The following is a 21,592-nucleotide window of genomic DNA, read 5'->3' on the forward strand; positions in this document are numbered from 1 at the left end:
GCTATAAAATATTTAATTTTTCTTGTGAATGTTTTTGAAGGTCTTCAAAAAATGCCGTGAATTCCTTTTCGAACTCCTCATAATATAATCGTAGTTCTTCCGTTGCGTAACGCATATTGGATTTGTTTTTGGTACGGGAATCCATTTGAGTTAAAATGTTCCCAATTCCTTCAATGGTTTGGTAACTTAACAACCAATTTTGTTTTTTCATATAAGGCATTAAGTAAAGGGTTCGCTCCGTTAAGATGTCTTTATTTTGTTCCAATGAATGATAAAAACGGTCAATGTAATCGGGTAGATTTTCATGGGAATAAAGGGACCAGTTTTTTGCTAAAAAGTGATCGTAATAAACATCGACGATTACACCCGAATAATGATGGTAACGTTCGTGAAGTTTTTTGGTGCTTTTTCTAAAAATAGGATGCGCATCTGTGAAACTATCAATAGCTCGATGAAGGATAATCCCTTTTTGTACCTCTTCAGGGTAGTTTTCAAAATGTTTCCCTCTAATACCATCAGCCATAAAATTACCGATTTTAATCAAATCATTATTTCCTGAAAGATAGATGTGTGCTAAAAAATTCATACGCCTAAATTATGAATTCTAAATGATTTATTTAATCCTTCAATTGTTATATTTGCGAAAACTAAATCAAAAAAAATAATTTTAAAAAGATAGGAATGACATTAATCAAATCAATATCAGGAATTCGTGGAACGATTGGAGGGAAAGTAGGCGATAATTTAACACCAGTTGACGCTGTTAAATTTGCTTCAGCTTATGGAACTTGGTTGAAAAACTACTCTGGTAAAGAGAAACTAACAGTTGTTGTAGGTCGTGATGCACGTATTTCGGGTCCTATGATTCATAATTTAGTAGTGAATACCTTGATAGGTTTAGGAATTGATGTAGTGGATTTGGGTTTGTCAACAACACCAACGGTTGAAGTGGCGGTTCCACTTGAAAAAGCAGATGGTGGAATTATATTGACTGCTTCTCATAATCCTAAACAATGGAATGCTTTGAAATTGTTGAATGAAAAAGGAGAGTTCTTAAATGGTGTTGAAGGAGAGAAGATTCTTCAAATTGCAGAAGATGAAGCTTTTGATTTCTCTGATGTAGATAGTTTAGGTACCGTAACTGTGAATGACGCTTATATGGATATTCATATTGATGAGGTTTTAAATTTATCATTGGTTGATGTTGAAGCAGTGAAAGCAGCCAAATTTAAAGTGGTAGTGGATGGAGTGAATTCATCAGGTGGAATTATCGTTCCTAAATTGTTGGAACAAATGGGAGTAGAAGTAGTAAAATTATATTGTGAGCCTAATGGTCATTTCCCTCATAATCCAGAACCTCTTAAAGAACATTTGGGGGATATTTGTGAGTTAGTGGTCAAAGAAAAGGCGCACTTTGGAATTGTAGTAGATCCAGATGTTGATCGATTGGCTTTTATCTCTGAAGATGGTGAAATGTTTGGTGAAGAGTACACATTAGTAGCTTGTGCGGATTATGTTTTGAGTAAAACTCCAGGGAATACCGTGTCGAATATGTCTTCATCGCGTGCCTTGCGTGATGTAACTCGTACCCATGGTGGAAACTACGAAGCCAGTGCAGTAGGAGAGGTGAATGTGGTTGAATTGATGAAAAAGAACAATGCTATTATTGGTGGTGAAGGTAATGGAGGAATTATTTATCCAGAGTCTCACTACGGACGTGATAGTATGGTGGGAATTGCTTTGTTCTTAACCCATTTGGCTAATAAGAAAATGTCTGTTTCAGCATTGAGAGCATCCTATCCTGAATACTATATGAGCAAAAACAAAATTGAATTAACACCTCAAATTGATGTGGATGCTATTTTGGTGGCAATGACTGATAAATATAAAAATGAAGATATAACGACCATTGACGGAGTTAAAATTGATTTTGCCGACCAATGGGTACACCTTCGAAAATCTAATACAGAACCTATTATTCGTATTTACACTGAAGCACCTTCACAAGCACAGGCTGATGCGTTGGCGATTCGTATTATTGATGAAATTAAAGTGGTAGCTGGAATATAAATTTTGGCTAGTTGAAATAAGAAACCCATTCTGAATTGTTTTCGGAATGGGTTTTATTTTTGCACGGAGAGTTTCTTAATTTATTTTTCGGTGTTTCCAGCGTTTGTGTGTCCAGAAATAATATTCAGGAGCTTCTTTAATTTGTTTTTCTACTTCATGAATAAAATCATGTGTGATTTTGAATTCAGGTTCTAGTTTTGGATATTCTGATATTGGAACAAAAGTAGCTTCATAATAACCTCTTTTTACTTTTTTTACTTTTACAAATACAACGCTTAAATCGTATTTTCGAGCCAGCATTTCGGCTCCGGTATGTACAGGGACTTCTACTCCCATAAATTCATGGTAATGAAAAATACGGTCTAATCGAGGAGATTGATCACTAGCTAGGCCATACATACACATCTTTTTTTCTCTTTGGTTTTTGGCCATCAACGGAATGGTATCTCTAGTGACAACTAGTTCTGTGCCGTATTTAGAACGAATATTTCGAACCAATTCATCAAAGTGTTTATTACTTATTCTTTTGTAGGTAGCAATACAATTAAAACTTGTTTTGGCATTGACAGTCATTAACCATTCCCAGCTCGCATAATGAGAAGCTAGAATGATCAAGCTTTTACCTTTTTTCTCGTACTCTTTTAAAACTTCAAAATTCGTTACTACAAAGCGTTTGTCCATTTCTTTAGGTGAGATAGTCATGGTTTTTACCATTTCAAGAAACATATCACAAAGATGATGGTACGATTTTTTTTCGATAACAAGACGTTCTGCTGCATTCAAATGAGGTAATGCTAATGCTATATTGGCTCTTACAGTTTGTTTTCGGTATCCAACAACATAATATACAATAAGGTAAATGAGGTCTGATAAGAAATAAAATATCCGAAAGGGAAGGATTGATATTAACCAAAGTAAAGGGTATGCCAAAATAAAAACAAAAAATTGCATGCAGTATTTTTTGGGCAAATATAAGGCAAAAATGCATAGCTTATAAAATTTAAAGTCGTGCCGCTTGGGTTTAGAAGATTTACTACATTTACAATTCACAATAATGAAAAGTATGAATAGTATCTTGATAGCAATAATTCTTGCCAATGTTTTAATGAGTTACAAAGGTTTTAATGACCATAATTTTTTTCGAAAATATGAGTTTCATATGGGGCGTGTTCTTTCTGGTCAATACGTTAGAGTTTTGTCTTCTGCATTTTTACATGCAGACATTGCTCATTTGGCATTCAATATGCTAACGCTTTATTTTTTTGCTCCTGTAGTAATGCATTACCTCGGTGACTTATATTTTGTTTTGATTTATATTGGGAGTTTGGTTTTTGGAAGTTTGCTCACGATTTATTTTCATAAAAAAGAATATCATTACAGGGCTATAGGTGCTTCAGGAGCGGTAACAGGAATATTGTATTCAGCTATTTTACTGCGTCCTGATATGATGCTTGGTTTGTTTTTTATTGTACCTATTCCAGCGTATATTTTTGGAATAGTGTATTTATTGTACTCTATTTACGGTATGAAAGCCAAGAATGATAATATAGGTCATACGGCACATTTTGGTGGGGCGGTAGGAGGTTATTTGATGACTTTAATAATCATGCCTCAATTGTTAGTTGACCATGTGCTAATGGTAGCATTATTGACTATTCCTATTGTCGTTCTTTTTGGGATGGCTAAAATGGGTAAGTTATAATGGCATAACTTTTGGGAAGAGATTACATGAAAATAATTAAACATATAAAATTTATGAAAAAGTTAATAGTGGCTGTGGCAGTATTGGTAATGACTATGTCTTATGGTCAAGAAGTGAAGCAAATCCCCCAAATAAGTGTTTCGGGAGAAGGTAAGGTAAAGGTGGTGCCTGATCAGGCCGTAATTACTGCTACCGTTGAAACCAAAGGAACCAATGCTAAAGAGGTGAAAAGACAAAACGACCAGCAAGTAGAAGCTGTTTTAAAAGGGATTAAAAAAATGAACTTGAATCCTGCTGATTATAAAACGGAACGTGTTAGTTTAAATCCGCAGTACGATTATGAAAAAAAGAAACATACTTATAATGCCAAGCAAACTATCGAAATTTTAGTAAAAGATTTGTCTATGTATGATGAGTTGATGGAAGGATTGGTAAATAATGGAATCAATAGAATTGACAATGTTGTTTTTCAATCTTCAAAAATGGCGGCATACGAATCACAAGCAAGAAAATTAGCGATGAAACAAGCTAAGCTGAAAGCGGAAGATTATGTGTCTGTTTTAGGACAAAAAATAGGTTCGGCACTTACAATTACGGATAATTCACAAACGTATCATCCACAGCCTGTTTATGCTCGAATGAAAACCATGGCTATGGCTGATGAATCGGCAACTAGAGAAACCTTAGCTGCTGGCGAAATCGAAATTACGGCTAATGTAAGCGTTAGTTTTTTATTAGACTAATTTTTAATTTTTGGAATGCTACAGGAAATTATGATCAAATAATAGTGAAACTATTTTGATTATGAAAATAAGGTTTCAGAGGCATTTTTTATAACAAAATAAAAAGCTTTAGATCATTGTTTCGATGATTTTTAGATAGTGACTTTTTCTTTAGTTACGTGTTTTTTAAAAGATGTTAAGTGGTATAAATAAACCGGTATAAACAAATCTAGTCTGTACCGGTTTTTTTTAAAAAACTATTTATTTTTGGATGCTCTATAGGTGTGACGCCTATATAGAGCTACAACCTTCAAACAGATTAAAGGTAGAATGAAAGAGAAATTTACTTCTGGAATGTATCCTGAAAGTTTAATATCTGAAAATCCAGTTCCTCCTAAATCTAAAATATATGCTTGCAAAACAGGTAACAACAGCCACTTACAATTACCATTACTAATTCAGTAGAACCAATTTTGGGCTCATCACCCATGTCTTTAAATGCGATACCGTAAATGGTTGAGAACATAATAGATATAAAAACACAAATTTTATACAAAAAAAACAATTCAAAGTATTTGTGGATCCAAATCGGTTGTTGAATGAAAAAGACATTATTTGGACAAAAAATTAAGATTTTAACCAAAGAACAATTACGATTGCTTATTATGTTTTATAACCAACAGATGAGGTTCAACTGGATAATAACAAGTACAATCTACAATGGTTTCCAGTAAACAAGCTCCTTGAATTGGGTTTTAATCATAAAAAAAATATTAATGAGGCTTATGCTGATTTAAAAGAAAAAGCATTGTACAAACCTATTGTTTTTGAATTGTTATTCGATAAGTTTACTATTAAAGACTTACAAGATACATTCGAAGTTATTTTAGGAGTTGGAATTGATAATCGAAATTTTAGACGAAAATTAATCACAAAGAAATATATTATAGCATTGGACGAAAAACAAGTGGGACTATTTTAAAAGCCTTCACAACTCTATATGTTTAGTAAGGATATTTGTCAAAATTAATTATAAATTTGTCCAAACTTTTGGGTGCAGTCCAAAATGAACCTTGTCCACATCATTTATTAGTAGTTTTTGGCAATCATGTAAAATTTTTCAAATATCGTAGATTGCTCAAAAAAAAATCAGCATACTACTTTAGTTTACAAAATTGTCAAAACAAAATCCTCTTTGAAATTTCTTTTCCTCACATGTTCTAATTCAGATTGAAACAAAAATCCTTTTGAATTGGTCGCAGGGTTCTGTAAATTTGTCATTCACACAATCAATTAGAGATTTTGTCGTTACAAAAAGACCGTTTTTAAATTTTGTAACACTTATCCAGATTAAAAATTATAGAATGAAAAGAGTAATATTAATTCTTTGTATGACTTTGTTTTTTGCTTGTAAATCAAAAAAAGTAGTAAATACCAAAATTCCAATTGAAACTACCCAAGGAAATGAAGAAATGAATGAGGTAAATGAAGAGAATAACGAAGATGAAAAGGAGAAAAGTGAATTTGTTAAATTAATGACCACAGCTGTAGATTACAGCAAAAGAAGGAAGGCATATGAATTAGGAAAACGAATGCTGATGACTTGTAATACTTCTAAATTTAAACCTTACAATACATCAGAAGCCACAACTAGTGTTATTAATAATATTACTATAGAGAAACTTTCAACGATTTGTACTCGATACCGTCAATATTATGGCACATTTATAGATCTTAAATTAATTGAGATTCATAAAAACACCAAAACCGGAAATAGTATATATAGATATAAAGCTTTGTATTCTAAACCTGTGGCTAATAAAGAATTACGTGTTACTATGAATGCAGAAAACAAAATTTCGGCTATCAAAACATTGGATTGGGTAAACGCTTTTTAAAAATCTAGTGATCATTTAAGATCCCTCTTAAAAGCGAAAAATGACTGCTAAACAAAGAATTTTATCTAAAATCAATCACTAAGCGGCACTTAAATCAAAAATCGTTAATAAATTACCACATTCCTAATCCTAATAGCAGTGGATGTTCTTTTGAAATAAACGCATTTGTTTCTAGGAAGGACAAAGCGACTTCTGACCCTTCGGAAGAAGCTTCTTGGTACCTCCTGTAGAAATTTCGATGTTTATGAAAAATATTGAAACGGATAGGAGGATAAATTTCTGAAAAATCATTTTTTAATTTGGATTTTTGGCAAAGATATTGCGCATGTTTTTTTTGAGAATAATATTTCTATTTTCTCTTATAAACTACACTAAAAAAACTATTTTTGATTTTGATAAAAAACATCCAGAAAATGACTCAGAACTTTTCACTAGCGGTACTTTCTTTCTTTTTTGCTACTTTCTTTTCAGTAACTCAAGCCCAAGTAAATTCCATGCATCCCAAAAACGAATTCAGAGCCGTATGGATTGCCACTGTAGTGAACATTGACTGGCCAAAAAGCAGCTTAGATGGTGTTGAGAAACAAAAAGCAGATTATTTAGAAATTCTAGATACCTATAAAAAACTTAATTTTAATGTGGTTATTGTACAGGTTCGAAGTGTGGGTGATGCCTTTTATCCTTCAAAATTTGCACCCTGGTCACGTTATTTAACTGGAAAAGAAGGCAAAGCGCCAGACCCTTATTACGATCCGCTAGAATGGATGATTACACAAGCACACCAACGCGGTTTCGAATTTCATGCGTGGTTTAATCCCTTTAGAGCAACATTCGATTTAAAAAAGGAAACCTTAAGTCCTAATCACGATATGATAAAACATCCTGAATGGATGATTAAGTATGGTGAAAAATATTACTATAACCCTGGCCTACCTGAAGTACAAAATCATTTGGTAGCTGTAGTCGAAGAAGTGGTTAAAAACTACGATATCGATGCGGTACATTTTGACGACTATTTTTATCCATACAAAATTCCTGGTCAAGATTTTAACGATATAGCCGCGTATAAAAAATACGGAAACGGCTTATCACTCCCAGAATGGAGACGTTTGAACACTAATAATTACGTGAAATGTACCAATTATGCCATTAAAAAAATTAAACCTTGGGTGCAATTTGGTATCAGTCCGTTTGGAGTTTGGCGTAATAAATCAGTCGACCCAAAAGGCTCTGATACCCAATCTGGGCAAACAAATTATGATGATTTGTTTGCCGATCCAATGGCTTGGATGGAGTACAAATGGGTGGATTACATTTTGCCTCAATTGTACTGGAGCATAGAGCACAAAACGGCTTCTTACTCTAAATTACTAAAATGGTGGTCTGAAAATTCTAATGGAAATGCCGCGGTTTATATTGGGAATAGTACCTATAAAATCAACACCGATTCAGATAAAAAATGGTTGAATCCGTATGAAATACCAAATCAAATTGATTTAAATAGAAAATACAATAACATCCAAGGAAACGGTTTTTTCAGTGCAAAATGGTTCATGAACAATCAAAACAAAGCAGTCACAGATATTTTGTCTCAAAATCAATACAGATATCCAGCTTTACCAAATGTAGTCCCTGGTTTTAGACAAAAAGTAGAAGACTGTCCTGTCATTTGGGACATCTCCATTCAAAATGAAATGGCCGATGTTATTTTGAAATTCCCTGAAATGGACAAAATGAGATATGTTGTAGTTTACGGAGCAAAAAATTGTACCCAAATAGATATATCTAATCCTGCTACTATCATTGATAAAATTGCGATTACAGAAAAGAAAGGATCTATAAGTGTCAATTTACCTAAAATTTATTTAGAAAAACACAACAGCTGTGCAATTTCCTATATAGATTACTTTGGTAACGAAAGTGAAGCTACTTTAGTTTCTATTTCAAAAAATTCAAAAACGATTCTAAACCAAATTTCTCAATATGAAGAATAACAAACCTTGGTACTGGATACCCGTCTTGAACTTTGCATCTGGACTGCCGTATGCTATTGTGATTTCAGTTTCAGTAATCATGTATAAAAATCTAGGAATCAACAATGAAGATATTGGTGTTTATACTAGTTTGTTATACTTGCCATGGGTGATCAAACCTTTATGGAGTCCATTTATAGATTTATATTCAACTAAAAGAAAATGGTTTATTGCCATGCAATCATTGATATCAATTGCTTTTTTGATTGTTGGTTTTACCTTACCGATGAATCATTTTTTCATGATTAGTTTGGCTTTCTTTTGGATGGCTGCTTTTGCTTCTGCTTCAAACGATGTGGCAAGTGACGGATTTTATATGATTGCTCTAGAGAAAGACCAACAATCGTTTTTCTTAGGTATCAGAAGTACCTTCTACCGACTCTCGATGTTAACTGGAAATGGATTGATTGTCATCATTGGTGGGTATCTCGAGCAATTATACGGTGACAAACATAAAGCTTGGTCTTACACGATGATAATTGTAGGATTGCTGATGACGGTACTAACGGTTTACAATTATTTTGCTACACCAAAAAGTGAAGCAGCTAATAATTCCAAAGCTTCCTACTCGGATTCTAAAAAGAACTTTTTTGTGGTTTTTGCTAGTTTTTTCCAAAAGAAACAAATTGGAATTATTTTGTCTTTCATCTTATTATTCCGTTTGGGAGAATCACAATTATTAAAAATGCTAACCCCTTTCCTGATTGATGATATTGCTGTAGGTGGCTTAGGTTTAACTACTCAGGATGTGGGAATTATCTATGGAACTTTTGGTGTACTCGCTTTAACGATTGGCGGTATTTTGGGAGGTATCGTTATTTCAAAAGACGGCTTGGGTAAATGGATGTTACCAATGATTTTAGCAATGCACTTGCCGATAATTGGATTTATATTATTAGCCTTTTTTCACCCTGCTTCGGTTTATTATATTTATGCAACCGTGATTGCAGAGCAATTTGGATACGGCTTTGGTTTTGCAGCCTTTATGATGTATTTAATATACGTTGCAGACGGTGAATCAAAAACCTCTCATTATTCTATTGCGACTGGATTTATGGCTTTAGGAATGATGCTTCCTGGTATGTTAAGTGGTTATATCCAAGAATACCTTGGCTACGGAAACTTTTTTATCTGGGTATTCTTAGCCACAATTCCAGGATTGATTTTATCGAGATTCTTGATTTATCCAAAAGATTTCGGGAAGAAGACGGAGGAAAAAGTTAAAGGTTAAGGGATAGAGAAAAAACACAACATTCAAGATTAGCAATGACATTAGAACAAAAAATAGGGCAATTTTTTTTCCCAGCAGTATTCATTAACGATACGGAAGAAAACATCCAAGCCACAGAAAAAATGATTCGAGAGCATCATATTGGCGGATTGACATTTTTTCATTCTCGTGCCAGTGCCGCTACCAATTATGAGAGCAAGAAACCGATTGTTTTCAACGACGATAGTTACGGTCAATTGAAAGATTTGATTGTACGTTACCAAAAAAGCGCTTCCATTCCGCTCTTGATGAGTATTGATGCCGAATGGGGATTGGCTATGCGCGTGGAAAAAACACCACAATACCCGTTTGCTATTACCCTTGGTGCATTGCCTGAAAGTGAATCCATTTTGGTTTACGATGTTGGAAAACAAATTGGCTTGGACTTAAAATCGGCTGGCATTCATTATAATTTAGCTCCTTTGGCAGATATTAATAATAATCCAAATAATCCTGTGATTGGCTATCGTTCCTTTGGTGAAAATAAAGAAAAAGTTGCTCGTTTTGCAACGGAATATTTAAAGGGAATGAATGAGGTAGGAGTTTTGGGCTGTTTGAAACATTTTCCAGGACACGGCAACACTAATGTCGATTCTCATTTAGGATTACCTATTCTGGAAGAAAGTTTAGAGGAATTAATGGCCAATGAATTGTATCCTTTTATTGAAGGAATTAAACAGGATGTTGATTCGATTATGATAGGGCATTTGGCGGTTCCAGCTTTAAATGACGGTAAAAATACTTCAGCAACTTTGTCTAAAGCAGTTATTGAAGATTTACTTCGTAATCAGTTAAATTATAACGGCTTGGTTATTTCGGATGCGTTAAATATGCATAGCGTTTCTAAGTTATACGATACTAAAGGTGAATTAGAATGGGAGGCTTTTAACGCAGGTAATGATGTTTTGTGCTTTGCCGAAAATGTTTCTGAAGGTATTCAAGAAATTCTTAAAAATGCGACACCAGAACGTATCGAAGCCAGCTACAACCGCATTATGAATTGCAAGAAAAAAGTTGGTTTATTGGATTCAAAATCCAAAACAGAATACCAACTTGATTTTAAAACGGCTTCACTTTTGAATAAAAAAATTGCTCAAAAGAGCATTACAACCATAAAAAATTACAACCATAAAAAATTACTATTAGAAGCTTCTAAAAATCATAATTTAGGAATTCTAAGTCTTTATAAAAATGCTGAAAATATATTTTCAACAACCATTAAGAATTCGATAGAAGCACAATCTTTTTCATTAGAAAATGGAGACGCTATAACGAGTTTTAATTTTAGTAAAATTAACGAAAACACAGATACTTTAATCATCGCTTTATTTGTTCCAAAGGCCAAGCCTATGCAAAATTTCGAAATAGAGGATGCTATTTTAGAACTGCTAGCCAACCTTTTTGAAACTAAAAAATGTATCTTGTGTCTTTTTGGTAATCCTTATGCATTGCAAGTGATTCCCAATCTAAAAAAAGCCACTGGAATCATTCAAGTCTATCAAGATTTTAACGAGTTTCAAGAAACAGCAGCGCAATTGCTATTGAATAATATCGTCACAACGGGCAGATTACCTGTAGCATTACAAAATATTTAAGCAAAACTAATATCCTATTTATACTTTTACTTATGGAGCCCAAAATTCACAGAAATAAAGAGTTATCAATAGGGGAGGCATTGATTCCTGTGCTAGCAATCGTTTTTTTATTAGGGTATAATGTGTACGTTTTTGGAGATGAAGCACTAAGTGGTAGCAACCAATTCGTACTACTAATTGGAGGTGCTATCGCAGCCATCGTTGGTTTTTTCAATAAGGTAACTTTCCATAAAATGATGGAAGAAGTGGCAAGTAATATCCAATCAACCGTTGGGGCTATCTTAATTTTGCTTATGGTGGGTGCTTTGGCAGGAACATGGTTGGTGAGCGGGATTATTCCTACAATGATTTATTATGGCTTGCAAATATTAAGTCCTGCTATCTTTTTACCCGCTACTTTAATTATTTGCTCTATTATATCTATTGCTACTGGAAGTTCCTGGACTACCAGTGCTACGGTTGGTATTGCACTTATTGGTGTAGGTGACGCATTGGGATTTGACTTAGGGATGGTGGCAGGTGCCGTGATTTCAGGAGCGTATTTTGGTGATAAACTCTCTCCTATGTCGGACACTACTAATCTAGCCCCTGCCATGGCTGGAACAGATTTGTTTTCCCATATTCGCTATATGACTTTGACGACAGTTCCAACATATGTTTTGACTTTAGTCATTTTTATTATCATGGGACTGAATGTTGAAAGTAAAGGCAATGTCAATATTGGAACATTATTAAATGACATCCAAAACACTTTCAATGTTTCTCTTTGGTTGTTTGTGGTTCCTGTCGTTGTTATTGGATTAATCATTAAAAAAACAGAACCTTTAATAGCACTTTTGATTGGAACGCTCTTCGCAGCGCTCTTTGCGCTCATTTTTCAACCCCACATCATCAATCAAATTGCAGGTGTTAGTCAAATGACCTTTGAATCAGGTTACAAAGGGGTTATGAATGCTATTACCCGTGATGTTGTCATCCCAACGACTAACAAAACACTAGCAGATTTGTTTGCTTCTGGCGGTATGCAAAAAATGTTAGGCACTATTTGGCTTATTATTTGTGCGATGGTTTTTGGGGGTATTATGGATGCCATTGGGGCATTAGCCCGCATCAGTCAAACACTTTTAAAAATGGCACATACTACTTTTGGTTTGTTTGCTAGTACGGTGGGTAGTTGTTTAGCGATTAACATAACCGCTTCTGATCAATATTTATCGATTGTAGTTCCAGGAAAAATGTTTGCCAAAGCTTATGAGAAAAAAGGCCTAGCACCCGAAAATTTGAGTCGCACTCTTGAAGATGCAGGAACTGTAACCTCGGTTCTAATCCCTTGGAACACTTGTGGAGCCTATCAGTCAGGGACTTTGGGAGTGTCAACCATTGATTACATGCCTTATGCTATTTTCAATCTTTTAAGTCCATTCACGACTTTGATTTTTGCAGCTTTCCAAATCAAAATCAAGCAATTACTACAACCTGAAACAGCAGTATAATAATAGACTTTTGTTTACTTGAGGATACCAGTTTTCTTTATGCGCTGTTGGATTGCAATTGCATTATGCTTTAAAGTTTTTTTTTTTTTTTGTAAACAGTTGATTTGTATTGTTTTAATTAATTAAAAAACACCGCAATAACCAAAACCTATTAACTCATAAAGATATATAATTGCAATTGATTGAAATAAACAATCAAGAACCCCTATTTTTGCCACCAGAAATTAATTAAAAATAATATCATTATGTCTTTAGTAGGAAAAAAATTCCCAAGTATTGCAGTTGATGCTATCTCAGAAATGGGTGACAACTTAAAAATTAACATCTTTGAAGAAGCTACAAAGAACAATAAAAAAGTACTTTTGTTTTGGTATCCAAAAGATTTCACTTTTGTATGTCCAACAGAATTACACGCTTTTCAAGCTGCTTTACCTGAGTTCGAAAAAAGAAATACTATCGTGGTTGGTGCTTCATGTGATACAAATGAAGTTCACTTTGCTTGGTTGAACACAGCAAAAAACAATGGTGGAATCGAAGGAGTAACTTACCCTATTTTGGCTGATACTACTCGTAACTTATCTTCAATCTTAGGGATTTTAGATATTGAATCTTCTGAGTACAATGAAGAAACAGATTCTTTAATCATCGAAGGTTCTAACGTAACTTACAGAGCTACTTATTTAGTAGATGAGACGGGAAAGATTTTCCACGAAAGCGTAAACGATATGCCATTAGGACGTAACGTAAACGAGTATTTACGTATGATTGATGCCTACACGCATATTCAGCAAAAAGGTGAAGTTTGTCCTGCAAACTGGGAAGCTGGAAAAGAAGCAATGAGTGCTGACAGATTGAGTACTGCTGCTTACTTGAGCGCTAACTAATTTTCTAGAAGTCACTAAGATTCTGAGTTTATGAATCGCTAAAATTCAAACTTAAATCTAATCTTCTAAATTACAACTTAATAATTAATTAAGTAAAAAGATTCTAAAGTTGCTAAGTCATTATATTCCAAAAGAATTTAAATAAACTTAGCAACTTAGATACTTATTCACTTAGAAATTCAAAAAAAATGTTAATCGAATTAAACGAAGATACTTTAGCCAATTTAGTGGCTGAAAATAATAAAGTGGTGGTTCAATTTTCAGCTTCATGGTGTGGGAATTGCCGAATTATGAAACCTAAATTTAAAAAATTAGCCACTGAAAACCAAGCGGTAACTTTTGCCTTAGTAGATGCTGAAAACTTCCCCGAATCTAGAAAACTAGCTAATGTAAGTAATCTGCCTACTTTTGCCACTTTTGTAAATGGAAAATTAGTCAATGAAACTCAAACCAACAAACAAGAGGTTTTAATCGAATTGGTAAACGAGATTCTTTAAAAACATTAAAGAATTAGGATTTTTAAATTTTGGATTTAAAACCAAATCGTTTTTATTCAAAAATCAGAAATCGTTGCTCTTAAATCGTCAATCCCAATTCACACATTCCCAAATCCCAATTAACAATGAAGCTACCTGTAATAAAACATCTGACTCAATTTATTGAAGAAAACGACCAAGACTACATCATTGAAACAATTGAAGTCTTGGAAGCTATGACTGAAATTAGCTCCTTAAAAGACGAAGAATTAGATGTGATTGGAGAGTTGATTTCAAATATGTATGGTGCCTTAGAAGTGCAAAAATTAGTCAAAAGCGGAACTGATAAAAAAGAGGCCTTAAACACTTTTATGAAGCGTGTAATGGGCTCTATTGATAAGTAAATAAAAAAAGTTTTATTTTTTTCTTGAGAAACGCACTCTATTTTAGGTGCGTTTTTTTAATTTATAAAACCTAATTCTTAAATAAATTTCATACTTTTGAACCTCAATAAAAACAAAAAATATGGCTTCAATTAGATTAAAAGGAAATGCAATAAACACTATAGGTGAATTACCAAAAGTAGGATCAAAATTAGCAGATTTTAAATTAGTTCAAGAAGATCTTTCAATTGTGTCTTTGAGTAATTTTTTAGGTAAAAGGCTGATTTTGAATATATTTCCTAGTATCGATACAGGGACCTGTGCGACTTCGGTTAGAACATTTAACCAAAAAGCTGCGCAATTAGACAATACAGCAGTATTGTGTATTTCTAGAGACTTACCTTTTGCACAAAAACGTTTTTGTGGAGCAGAAGGGATTACTAATGTTTTGAATTTATCTGATTTCCCTGAAGGAAGTTTTGGTAAAACTAATGGTTTACAAATTGTAGATGGCCCATTAGCTGGTTTGCATTCAAGAGTTATCATTGTGTGTGACACTGATGGAACAATTCTTCATACAGAACAAGTAGGGGATATTGTTGACGAACCTAATTACGAAGCTGCCTTAGCAGTACTTTAATCTGTTATCGATGGAGTTTCAAAAAGACAATTCTTTTGTTACTGGAAGATTAAAAAGCATTTCGTATGCCTTCAAAGGAGCCTTAAAGCTAATTACTACTGAACATAGTGTAATGGTTCAATTTTCATTAGGTCTGATTTTGACTGGAGCAGGCTTTTATTTTGGAATCACATCCACACAATGGCTATTTCAAACTTTTGCTATTGGATTGGTATTAAGTATTGAAGGCTTAAACACTGCAGTTGAGAAAATTGCCGACTTCATTCATCCTGATTATCATGAAAAAATAGGTTTTATAAAAGACATTGCTGCTGGCTCTGTCTTTTTTGCTGCTATCACAGCAATAATTATCGGTTTAATCATATATCTGCCCCTATTTCTGTAGGCAATAGCACATTCCCAAATGGCGAAATCAAGAAAAGAAACTTTAGACAAGAAAGCTAATGCTGATGCTAAAGAAACAAAAACATTTAAAATCACTAGACAGCACAAAATAGTTTTAGGCTGTCTTTTGGTATTGTTTTCAATTGCTTTATTAGTAGCTTTTATCTCCTTTTATATTTACGGACAAGAAGATCAAAGTGCTGTAAATGAACTCAGCAATAGATCTGAAACGGTTCATAACTGGTTAGGGAAATTTGGGGCCTATTTAGCAGATTTAATGGTATACAGAGGATTTGGATTGGCTTCGTTTCTATTTGTACGCCTTTTTTTCTTGACGGGCTCGTATTTGATTATTGGCTTACCAGCTGCTAAACTCAAAAGAATATGGTTTTGGGATTTATTTGCCTTGATTATCATTTCAATTTTGTTGAGCTTTTTTGCAACTTCTTTACCCGAATTGGGTGGAGTAGTGGGCTATGAACTGAATTTATTCATGCAAGATTACATTGGAAAAACAGGAACCTTACTGGTACTGATTTTTGGAATTGTCATTTACGCTATTTTTAAACTAAAATTATCTCCGGATAGAATTCAATCCTTTTTTGAAAACACCAAAAAAGATTTAACAGCTAATTTGGCCACAACAGCTGTTACAAACAACGATAGCTCCTACAATCTAGAAGAATTTGCTGTAGCTGATGAAGATTTAAAAGAAGAAGAAATGGTTTTAACCACTAGACCTTCACAGTTTGAAATCAAAAAAGAAGATTTAAAACCTACAATTCAAAATGCTTCTGAAATACAATTAGATACTGCGACACCACCTCCATTTGAGAAAAAAATAGCAGAACCAACCAATGGCACAGAATCATTTGTTATAGAATCTGCTCCTGAGGAAGATATTATTGAAGAGAATCTGGCTTCAAAATTGGTTTCTGATTTTGGACTTTTTGATCCGACTCTTGATTTATCCAACTACAAATTTCCAACCTTAGACTTATTAAAAGAATATTCTACTGGCGGAATTACCATCAACCAGGAAGAATTAGAGGAAAATAAAAATAAAATTGTAGATACCCTACGTAATTACAAAATTGAAATCGCTCAGATTAAAGCCACTGTTGGCCCATCTGTTACATTATATGAGATTGTTCCTGAAGCTGGAATCCGTATCTCAAAAATTAAAAGTCTTGAGGATGATATTGCCTTATCGCTATCAGCTTTAGGAATTAGAATCATAGCGCCTATTCCGGGAAAAGGTACTATCGGTATAGAAGTCCCAAATAAGACTCCTACCATGGTTTCTATGAAAAGTGTAATTGGTTCAGCTAAGTTTCAAGAAGCTGAAATGGAACTCCCTATTGCTTTAGGAAAAACCATTTCTAATGAAACTTTTGTGGTTGATCTAGCCAAGATGCCTCACTTACTAATGGCGGGAGCCACAGGACAAGGTAAGTCGGTAGGATTAAATGCTGTATTAACTTCATTGTTGTATAAAAAACATCCAGCTGAAGTTAAATTTGTATTAGTTGACCCTAAAAAGGTAGAATTGACTCTTTTTAACAAAATAGAAAGACACTACCTTGCCATGCTACCCGATACAGAAGATGCCATTATCACAGATAATGCTAAGGTTGTCAACACCCTAAACTCTCTTTGTGTAGAAATGGATAATCGTTATTCTTTATTAAAAGATGCCATGGTGCGTAACATCAAAGAATATAATGAAAAATTCAAGTCTAGAAAATTAAACCCCGAAAACGGTCACCGTTTTTTACCCTACATCATTTTAGTTGTCGATGAATTTGCTGATTTAATTATGACTGCAGGTAAAGAAGTTGAAATTCCAATTGCTCGTTTGGCACAATTAGCTCGTGCCATTGGTATTCACTTAATTATTGCTACGCAACGTCCATCGGTAAACGTTATTACTGGTTTAATCAAAGCCAATTTTCCAGCCCGTATTGCATTTAGAGTGACCTCTAAAATAGACTCTCGTACTATCTTGGACGCACAAGGTGCCGACCAACTAATCGGGCGTGGTGATTTATTATACACTAATGGAAATGATGTGGTTCGTGTGCAATGCGCCTTTATTGATACTCCAGAAGTGGAAAAAATCACTGATTTTATTGGATCACAAAAAGCCTATGCGACCGCTTATTTACTTCCAGAGTTTGTTGGTGAAGAAAATGGCATTAATCTTGATGTGGATATATCCGAAAGAGATACTCTCTTTAGAGAAGCCGCCGAAGTTATTGTTAGCGCTCAACAAGGCTCGGCTTCCTTGCTACAGAGAAAATTAAAACTTGGATACAATCGGGCTGGTCGTTTAATTGACCAACTCGAAGCCGCTGGAATTGTGGGCCCTTTTGAAGGCAGTAAAGCACGTTCGGTAAATATTCAGGATTTAACCTCTTTAGAACATTTTTTAAACAACGAACAAAACAGTTAACTACCATGCAATTCAAGTTAAAAAACACAAAAAGAGATACTAATACAACTATGATTAATAAATTTTCTCTAATATTTTTAGCATTTTTTATCAGTTTTTCAATTCAAGCTCAAGATAAAAGAGCAAAAGCGTTATTAGATCAAGTAACTGCAAAAGTTAAAAGCTATAACAACATTACTATAGATTTTAGATATTGCTTGACAAATGCTAAGGAAAACATCAATCAAGATAGTAAAGGGAATGTGACCATGAAAGGCAATCAATATGTATTGAACTTTATGGGTATCACTAAAATTTTTGATGGAAAAAAAACCTATACCATAGTTCCAGAAGATGAAGAAGTAACCATCTCTAGTTTTAATGAGAAAGATGACAATGCCATCACTCCCTCTAAAATGTTAACTTTTTTTAACAGTGGATACCGTTACAACATGGATATCATTCAAGATGTTAGAGGTCGTAAAATACAATACATCAAATTAGTTCCAATAAATACAAGAGACCAACGTAAAGAAATCTTATTAGGTATTGACGTGAACACGAAACACATTTACAATCTTATCGAAATTGGAAAAAAAGGAACAAAAACAACTTTGACCGTTAATTCTTTTAAAACCAACCAACCTTTGTCAAAAAATCAATTTACCTTTGCCGAAAGTAAATATCCAAATTACTACATCAATAAATTAGATTAAACAGGGTAAGTGAAAATACTTGACAGATACTTATTAAAAACATTTTTGGTTACATTTACAACGGTATTTGTAATCTTATTTTTCATATTTATATTACAAACCATTTGGCTTTTTATAGCGGAATTAGCAGGGAAGGACCTAGATACTCCGATGATCCTGAAATTCCTGATGTTTTCGATGCCTAGAATTGTACCTCTGGTACTGCCTCTTTCGATCTTATTAGCATCGATTATGACTTTTGGTAATCTGGCAGAAAACTATGAATTTGCAGCAATGAAATCATCTGGTATTTCACTTCAAAGAGCATTAGTACCGCTAACTATTTTTATCACAGTATTAAGTATTGTGGCTTTTTTGTTTGCCAATAACGTTATTCCGTACGCAGAATACAAGTTTATTAATTTTAGAAAAAATATTGCTCAAGTAAAACCTGCATTAGCCATCACCGAAGGTCAATTTAGCGATGTTGGTGTTTACAATATCAAAGTCAATAAAAAATCAGGAGACAACGGAAACAGTTTAACAGGTATTACGATTCATAAAAAGTCCAATATGGGCGATGGAAGCAAAACGGTTATTAAAGCCAAAGACGGTGAATTAATTAGTAGTGAAGAATCTAGTATTTTGAAATTAGTATTGAATAATGGTAACTATTACGAAGATATTGTACCAAAAAAATACGAAGACAGAGAAAAACTTCCGTTTGCTAAAAGTGCTTTTAAAAAATACACCATTAACATTGACTTATCCCAACTCAATAAAGTTGAAGTTGACCAAGAACATGTTTCCAATACGAATACCATGTTGAATGTGAACGAACTCAATTACACCTTGGATTCGTTACATAAAAATTTAGATAAAGAGGTTATTTCATTTGCCGAAAACATCAACAATCAAACAGGTATCACGGCTTTAAGCGTAAATACCAAAATAGCGGCCGATACCGTAAAAAAACTAAAACCAATACCAAAAAATATTTTGTCATTGTTTACAAATGAAGAAAAATCAAATATATTAAAAACAGCTGGAAGCAATATTGTTAGCACCAGTTATAATATCGATGCTTCCAAGTTAAATTTGGAAACCAAACAAAAAACAATCAACAGCCATTATCTTGCTCTTTATGACAAGTTTGTCATTGCTTATGCTTGTTTCTTAATGTTCTTCATTGGGGCTCCCTTAGGAGCTATTATCAGAAAAGGAGGGCTTGGTTTGCCTATAGTATTTGCTGTTTTTATTTTTATTACCTTTCATTTTATCAATACTTTTGGAAAAAGAATTTCACAAGAAGATGGTTTGACTCCATTTTTAGGTGCATGGATGTCCTCTTTTATACTAACTCCAGTAGCTGTTTTTTTAACCTACAGAGCTACTAATGATATCGGATTAATCAATCTGGACCTTATCACTACTCCAATTCAAAAAATTATTAAAAAACTGTTTCAAAAACAAATATAAATACCAATCATGGTTACAAGTAAAATACAACTAAACACAATTGAAGAAGCAATTGAAGACATTCGTCAAGGAAAAGTTATCATCGTTGTGGATGATGAAGATAGAGAGAACGAAGGTGATTTCCTTGCAGCAGCAGAAAAAGTAACCCCAGAGATGATTAATTTCATGGCTACTCACGGACGCGGATTGATTTGCACTCCTCTAACCGAAAATCGTTGTAAAGAACTAGGTCTACATGCCATGGTGACCAATAATACTGACCCTATGGAAACCGCTTTCACCGTTTCTGTAGACTTAAAAGGACATGGTGTTACTACTGGAATTTCAGCTTCTGACCGTGCTAAAACCATATTGTCATTAGTAGATTCCAATACAAAACCACATGATTTGGCTAGGCCAGGGCATATCTTCCCTCTTATAGCTAAACAAGGAGGTGTGTTAAGAAGAACTGGTCATACTGAAGCAGCCATCGATTTTGCTCGTTTAGCAGGGTTTGACTCTGCGGGAGTTATTGTTGAAATTATGAATGAAGATGGAAGCATGGCTCGCTTACCACAACTCATGAAGGTGGCTAAGAAATTTAATTTAAAAATTGTTTCTATTGAAGCTTTGGTTGCCTATAGAATGCAACACGACAGTTTGATTCAGAAAAAGGAAGATTTTGATATCGAAACTCGTTTTGGAACTTTCCGTTTACGAGCTTACCAACAAACCACCAACAAACAAATACACATCGCCCTTACTAAAGGTACTTGGAATCTTGGAGAAGCTATTTTGACAAGAATTCACTCCTCTCAAGTTAACAACGACTTATTAGGAACTTTAACTAATAATGTAGATCAACAACTAGACGACATGTTTAAAGTGATTAATGACCACGGTAAAGGCGCTTTTATCTTTATCAATCAAGACATGCAAGCTGTAAACTTATTGAGCCGATTAAGCGAATTAAAAGCTTTACAAGAAAATGGACAAATGAAAGCACCCAAAATTGTGATTGATAGTAAAGATTTTGGTATTGGCGCACAAATTTTGCATGATATCGACATTTCTAAAATACGTTTAGTGTCTAATTCTGTACAAGGTAAACGTGTAGGTATGATTGGGTATGGTCTTGAAATTACGGAATACGTAGGCTATTAGTATGTTTTTAGAATATTTTTTTTAAAAAATATTCCAAGCTAAAACAAAGGAAATGAAAGGGTTGGGAAATAGTTTTCAAAACAACTAAAAAATTATTTCAAATTGTTTTTGTAAATCGAAAAACCTGCTTATATTTGCACTCGCAATCACGAAATGATAGCGACATACTGGAGAAATGGCAGAGCGGTCGAATGCGGCAGTCTTGAAAACTGTTGACTGTAACAGGTCCGGGGGTTCGAATCCCTCTTTCTCCGCTGAAAGAAAACCCTAACCCTTGTAAATAAAGGAGTT

Annotated in this window: 21 protein-coding genes and 1 tRNA gene; 20 read left to right on the forward strand and 2 right to left on the reverse strand. The window is 33.9% G+C overall.

The features are described 5' to 3' along the window. Position 1: 1 nt before the first annotated feature. Positions 2-586: an ACP phosphodiesterase gene (locus ACNH59_RS11935; protein WP_418262760.1), complete on the reverse strand. Its 585-nt coding sequence runs from the start codon at positions 584-586 to the stop codon at positions 2-4. A gap of 95 nt (positions 587-681) precedes the next feature. On the opposite strand from ACNH59_RS11935, the gene glmM reads away from it, so the two are divergent. Further along, a complete protein-coding gene (gene glmM, locus ACNH59_RS11940; RefSeq protein ID WP_418262761.1) occupies positions 682-2,070 on the forward strand; it encodes a phosphoglucosamine mutase in 1,389 nt (462 codons plus the stop codon). A gap of 75 nt (positions 2,071-2,145) precedes the next feature. On the opposite strand, the gene ACNH59_RS11945 is transcribed toward glmM, so the two are convergent. Further along, positions 2,146-3,021, reverse strand: coding sequence for a lysophospholipid acyltransferase family protein (locus ACNH59_RS11945; protein WP_418262762.1), 876 nt, complete (start codon positions 3,019-3,021; stop codon positions 2,146-2,148). A 112-nt stretch (positions 3,022-3,133) separates the two neighbouring features. On the opposite strand from ACNH59_RS11945, the gene ACNH59_RS11950 reads away from it, so the two are divergent. The 19 genes from ACNH59_RS11950 to ACNH59_RS12040 all read left to right on the forward strand — a co-directional run bounded on the left by ACNH59_RS11950 (position 3,134) and on the right by ACNH59_RS12040 (position 21,555). After that, entirely contained in the window at positions 3,134-3,772 is a 639-nt protein-coding gene (locus ACNH59_RS11950; protein WP_418264894.1) for a rhomboid family intramembrane serine protease, read from the forward strand. A gap of 53 nt (positions 3,773-3,825) precedes the next feature. After that, the gene (locus tag ACNH59_RS11955; protein ID WP_418262763.1) at positions 3,826-4,515 is read left to right on the forward strand and encodes an SIMPL domain-containing protein; all 690 of its coding nucleotides are present in this window, start codon (positions 3,826-3,828) and stop codon (positions 4,513-4,515) included. A 309-nt stretch (positions 4,516-4,824) separates the two neighbouring features. Then, positions 4,825-4,959, forward strand: a complete 135-nt coding sequence (locus ACNH59_RS11960) for a hypothetical protein (protein ID WP_418262764.1) — start codon at positions 4,825-4,827, stop codon at positions 4,957-4,959. Positions 4,960-5,242: 283 nt separating this feature from the next. Beyond that, positions 5,243-5,476, forward strand: coding sequence for an NrtR DNA-binding winged helix domain-containing protein (locus ACNH59_RS11965; RefSeq protein ID WP_418262765.1), 234 nt, complete (start codon positions 5,243-5,245; stop codon positions 5,474-5,476). 382 nt (positions 5,477-5,858) lie between these two features. Beyond that, complete coding sequence (locus ACNH59_RS11970) at positions 5,859-6,392, forward strand: hypothetical protein (RefSeq protein ID WP_418262766.1); 534 nt, start codon at positions 5,859-5,861, stop codon at positions 6,390-6,392. Between the two features lie 413 nt (positions 6,393-6,805). Next, positions 6,806-8,386 carry a glycoside hydrolase family 10 protein gene (locus tag ACNH59_RS11975; protein WP_418262767.1) on the forward strand — a complete coding sequence of 527 codons (1,581 nt, stop codon included), beginning with the start codon at positions 6,806-6,808 and terminating at the stop codon, positions 8,384-8,386. Then, positions 8,376-9,656, forward strand: coding sequence for an MFS transporter (locus ACNH59_RS11980; protein ID WP_418262768.1), 1,281 nt, complete (start codon positions 8,376-8,378; stop codon positions 9,654-9,656). The genes ACNH59_RS11975 and ACNH59_RS11980 overlap by 11 nt, the downstream gene beginning before the upstream one ends. Before the next feature lie 35 nt (positions 9,657-9,691). Further along, positions 9,692-11,290 (forward strand): glycoside hydrolase family 3 protein, encoded by a 1,599-nt coding sequence (locus tag ACNH59_RS11985; protein ID WP_418262769.1) that lies wholly within the window; start codon positions 9,692-9,694, stop codon positions 11,288-11,290. Between the two features lie 32 nt (positions 11,291-11,322). Then, the gene (gene nhaC / locus ACNH59_RS11990) at positions 11,323-12,783 is read left to right on the forward strand and encodes a Na+/H+ antiporter NhaC (RefSeq protein ID WP_418262770.1); all 1,461 of its coding nucleotides are present in this window, start codon (positions 11,323-11,325) and stop codon (positions 12,781-12,783) included. 245 nt (positions 12,784-13,028) lie between these two features. Next, positions 13,029-13,667 carry a peroxiredoxin gene (locus ACNH59_RS11995; protein WP_418262771.1) on the forward strand — a complete coding sequence of 213 codons (639 nt, stop codon included), beginning with the start codon at positions 13,029-13,031 and terminating at the stop codon, positions 13,665-13,667. A 188-nt stretch (positions 13,668-13,855) separates the two neighbouring features. Beyond that, positions 13,856-14,164 (forward strand): thioredoxin family protein, encoded by a 309-nt coding sequence (locus ACNH59_RS12000; RefSeq protein ID WP_418262772.1) that lies wholly within the window; start codon positions 13,856-13,858, stop codon positions 14,162-14,164. Between the two features lie 125 nt (positions 14,165-14,289). Next, positions 14,290-14,547, forward strand: a complete 258-nt coding sequence (locus ACNH59_RS12005) for a DUF6952 family protein (protein ID WP_418262773.1) — start codon at positions 14,290-14,292, stop codon at positions 14,545-14,547. Positions 14,548-14,668: 121 nt separating this feature from the next. Then, positions 14,669-15,166, forward strand: coding sequence for a thiol peroxidase (tpx, locus tag ACNH59_RS12010; protein ID WP_418262774.1), 498 nt, complete (start codon positions 14,669-14,671; stop codon positions 15,164-15,166). Between the two features lie 10 nt (positions 15,167-15,176). Beyond that, complete coding sequence (locus ACNH59_RS12015) at positions 15,177-15,551, forward strand: diacylglycerol kinase family protein (protein ID WP_418262775.1); 375 nt, start codon at positions 15,177-15,179, stop codon at positions 15,549-15,551. An 18-nt stretch (positions 15,552-15,569) separates the two neighbouring features. After that, the gene (locus ACNH59_RS12020; protein WP_418262776.1) at positions 15,570-18,005 is read left to right on the forward strand and encodes a DNA translocase FtsK; all 2,436 of its coding nucleotides are present in this window, start codon (positions 15,570-15,572) and stop codon (positions 18,003-18,005) included. Positions 18,006-18,055: 50 nt separating this feature from the next. Continuing rightward, a complete protein-coding gene (locus tag ACNH59_RS12025) occupies positions 18,056-18,700 on the forward strand; it encodes a LolA family protein (protein ID WP_418264895.1) in 645 nt (214 codons plus the stop codon). Positions 18,701-18,709: 9 nt separating this feature from the next. Beyond that, positions 18,710-20,158 carry an LptF/LptG family permease gene (locus tag ACNH59_RS12030; RefSeq protein WP_418262777.1) on the forward strand — a complete coding sequence of 483 codons (1,449 nt, stop codon included), beginning with the start codon at positions 18,710-18,712 and terminating at the stop codon, positions 20,156-20,158. Positions 20,159-20,167: 9 nt separating this feature from the next. Beyond that, positions 20,168-21,301 carry a 3,4-dihydroxy-2-butanone-4-phosphate synthase gene (gene ribB, locus ACNH59_RS12035; RefSeq protein ID WP_418262778.1) on the forward strand — a complete coding sequence of 378 codons (1,134 nt, stop codon included), beginning with the start codon at positions 20,168-20,170 and terminating at the stop codon, positions 21,299-21,301. A gap of 169 nt (positions 21,302-21,470) precedes the next feature. After that, positions 21,471-21,555, forward strand: a tRNA-Ser gene (locus ACNH59_RS12040). The last annotated feature ends 37 nt before the right edge of the window (positions 21,556-21,592 follow it).

It is taken from the genome of Flavobacterium faecale, assembly GCF_048320115.1.
GTDB lineage: Bacteria > Bacteroidota > Bacteroidia > Flavobacteriales > Flavobacteriaceae > Flavobacterium > Flavobacterium faecale_A.